2 protein-coding genes and 2 pseudogenes are annotated in these 3,208 nt (G+C 74.3%); 3 read left to right on the plus strand and 1 reads right to left on the minus strand.

Annotated features, from left to right (window positions below):
• Positions 1-390 (minus strand): annotated as a pseudogene (locus tag G3I40_RS20185) (transcriptional regulator); the annotation flags it as partial.
• A gap of 96 nt (positions 391-486) precedes the next feature.
• Between G3I40_RS20185 and G3I40_RS20190 the strand changes: the two are divergent.
• From G3I40_RS20190 to G3I40_RS20200, 3 genes and pseudogenes are all read left to right on the plus strand, one after another.
• Positions 487-1,710, plus strand: coding sequence for an MFS transporter (locus G3I40_RS20190; RefSeq protein WP_164303542.1), 1,224 nt, complete (start codon positions 487-489; stop codon positions 1,708-1,710).
• Positions 1,698-2,270 carry a hypothetical protein gene (locus G3I40_RS20195; RefSeq protein ID WP_239091838.1) on the plus strand — a complete coding sequence of 191 codons (573 nt, stop codon included), beginning with the start codon at positions 1,698-1,700 and terminating at the stop codon, positions 2,268-2,270. The genes G3I40_RS20190 and G3I40_RS20195 overlap by 13 nt, the downstream gene beginning before the upstream one ends.
• Positions 2,271-2,332: 62 nt before the next feature.
• Positions 2,333-3,208: pseudogene (locus G3I40_RS20200) on the plus strand (peptidase S41); the annotation flags it as partial.

The following is a 3,208-nucleotide window of genomic DNA, read 5'->3' on the forward strand; positions in this document are numbered from 1 at the left end:
GGCCGCCCGCTCGGGCAGGTCGTCCCGCTCCAGCGCGGCGGGCAACGGCCCCTGCAGGCACACCCGCAGGTCGGCGCGGGCCTGTGCGGCGCCGGTCGCCCGCACCCGGGCCACGGTCTCCTCGAAGCGCTCCCCGACGCACGAGGTGGGGCAGAAGAAGTCGGCGATCCAGGACGTGCCGGTGGCCACCCGCACGAGCCGGGCGGCCACCGGGTCGGCGGCGAGACGGGCGCGGTGGCCGGGCAGGTGCGCGCGCAGCCAGACCTCCTCGCCCGGATGGGCACCGGCCGCGGCGTGCAGCAGGTTCAGGCTCGCGAAGGTCTCGGCGAACGGCGACAGCACGAACCGGCTGCGCGCGAGGACGTCCGTTTCGATCTGCCACAAGCCCATGCGTCCGTACGCCCCTTCGGTAGCACCCGCGAGATGACCTTTCGCGTGTCGGCGAAACAGTAAACACCGGCCCCGGCGGCTCCGAGACTTCGACGCATGCGCAGCTACCGCTCCCTGTTCCGCACCCCGGAGTTCACGCCGTTCCTGCTGTCCTTCGCCGCGTTCGCCGCGGCCCAGACGATCGGCGGTCTCGCCCTCGGCACGCTGGTCTTCCGGGCCACCGGTTCGCCGTTCCTGTCGGCGGTGAGCATGTTCGGGCCGCAGCTCGCGCAGCTGGCGGGGGCCACGTTCCTGCTGTCGGGCGCCGACCGGCTGCCGCCGCGCGCGATCCTCACCGGTCTCGCCCTCGCCTTCGCCGCCGGTACGGCCGTCCTCGCGCTGCCCGGCCTGCCGGTCGGCGCGCTCTTCGGCGTCGTCCTCCTGCAGGGCCTGGTCGCGTCGCTGGGCGGCGGTGTGCGCGGGGGACTGCTGAACGAGATCCTCACCAAGGACGGCTATGTCCTTGGCCGTTCGGTCTACAACATGCTCTGGGGCCTGACGCAGATGGCCGGGTTCGCGGCGGGCGGCGCCCTCCTCGCACTGCTGTCCCCGCGCACCTGTCTGCTGCTCGCGGCCGCGCTGTACGCGGCGGCGGCCCTCGTCACCCGCCTCGGCCTCGCGGCCCACCCGCCGCGTTCGGCCGGCCGCCCGTCCGTCTCGGCGACCTGGCGCAGCCACGCCCTGCTGTGGTCCTCGCGGCCGCGCCGGCTGGCGTACCTGGGCCTGTGGCTCCCCAACGGCCTGATCGTGGGCAGCGATTCGCTCTACGTCTCCTACGCGCCCGGCGCCGCGGGCACGCTGTACGCCTGCGGGGCGCTGGGCATGTTCTTGGGCGACATGGCGGTGGGCCGTCTGGTGCCGCCCGCGGTGCGCGGACGTCTCGCGACCCCGCTGCGGCTGCTGCTGGCAGGGCCCTATCTGTTCTTCGTGCTGCGGCCGGGGGTCGTGCTGTCGGCCGTGGCCGCCGCCGTCGCCTCGGTCGGCTTCGCGGCCAGCCTGGTCCTGCAGGAACGTCTGCTGGCCCGCACCCCCGACGAACTCGCGGGCCAGGCCCTCGGGTTGCACGCCACCGGCATGGCCGCCGCGCAGGGCATCGCCGCCGCCCTCGCCGGCGCCCTGGCCCAACTGACGTCCCCGGCAACGGCGATGACGTCGATGGCGGCAACCTCGATCGGCGTGACGCTGCTCCTCGCGACGCTCGGCAGGCGCGCGGAACGTGACCGCAAGCGCCCTATCGGAGAGGGGGAGCCGGTGGCATCCTGCCCTTCATGGGGGAATTGAGGCGGATCAGGAGCGATTCGCGCCGGTTGTGGAGCGGCCCGCGCGGGCCGGCCGTGGGCGTGCTCATGGCCGTGGCCGTCGCCGGGGCCGTCGCGTGCCGGCCGGTCGACGGGGACCTGAATCCCGCGTCCGCCGCGACGACCACCGACCAGGAGGCCACGAGCGAACTGAACCGGCAGCACGCCCAGGTGGCCTGGCTCAGCTGCAGCGGCTCCTACAACGGCCGTACCGGGCAAGGAAGTTCACCGCCCGACGAGGTGGTCGTGGACTGCCGGGGCAAGGCCAAGGGGGGCCGGGACGTCACGCTCAAGGGATGGGTCTACGGGGTCGTGCCGGGCAAATGCGTACGCGGCGACTTCATCGCCCGGGTCGACGACAAGGTCTGGTTCCACCTCCAGGTCCTCGGCAACTGCGCCGCCTCGGACACGACCACCACGTACAAGGCCCCGGAACCCGCGACGTCGGCCGAGCCCGCCGCGCCCGCGGCGAGGGAGCAGGAGCCCGGCCCCACCCGGACCGTGACGCAGACCGTCACCGTGCCGGCGCCGCAGGGCAAATGAACGCCGGGACAAGTGATCAAAGGGGCTGACGCGGGGCGTTGGGCAAATTTAGGGTGGGCGGGGTGACGAATCCTGCCTACCTCCGGTTCCCGCACCTGCACGGCGAGTCGGTGGTCTTCACCGCCGAGGACGACGTGTGGGCGGCACCCCTCGACGGCGGCCGCGCCTGGCGGATCAGCGCCGACGACGTACCGGTCAGCCACCCCCGCATCTCCCCGGACGGGGACCGCGTCGCCTGGACGTCGCGGCGCGACGGCGCCCCCGAGGTCCACGTCGCCCCGCTCGACGGCGGCCCCGCCCGACGCCTGACGTTCTGGGGCAGCGCGACCACGACCGTGCGCGGCTGGACCCCCGACGGACGGATCCTGGCCACCAGCACCCACGGCCAGGCCTCGCTGCGCCGCAGCTGGGCGCGGGCGGTACCGCTGGACGGCGGCCCCGCCGAGACCCTGCCCTACGGCCCCGTCGGCGGTGTCGCATACGGTCCGGACGGCCAAGTGGTACTGCTCTCCGCACCGATGGGGCGCGAGGCGGCCTGGTGGAAGCGGTACCGGGGCGGCACCGCGGGCAAGTTGTGGATCGACCGCGCGGGCGAGGGCGAGTTCGCGCGCCTGCACGCGGACCTCGACGGGAACATCGAGTACCCGATGTGGATCGGGGAGCGCCTCGCGTTCCTCTGCGACCACGAGGGCGTCGGGGCGCTGTACTCGTCCCTGGCCGATGGATCGGACCTGCGGCGCCACACCCCCCTCGGGGGCACCTCCCGGACGGAGCCCGGGGCAGGCTTCTACGCCCGGCACGCCGCCACCGACGGCACCCGCGTCGTCTACGCGAGCGCCGGCGAACTATGGGTCGTCGACGACCTGCAGGGCGCCGAGGCGCGCCGGCTCGACGTGCGGCCCGGCGGACATCGGGCCGCACTGCAGCCCCGGCCCGTC

The organism is Streptomyces sp. SID14478, assembly GCF_010548525.1.
Lineage (GTDB): Bacteria > Actinomycetota > Actinomycetes > Streptomycetales > Streptomycetaceae > Streptomyces.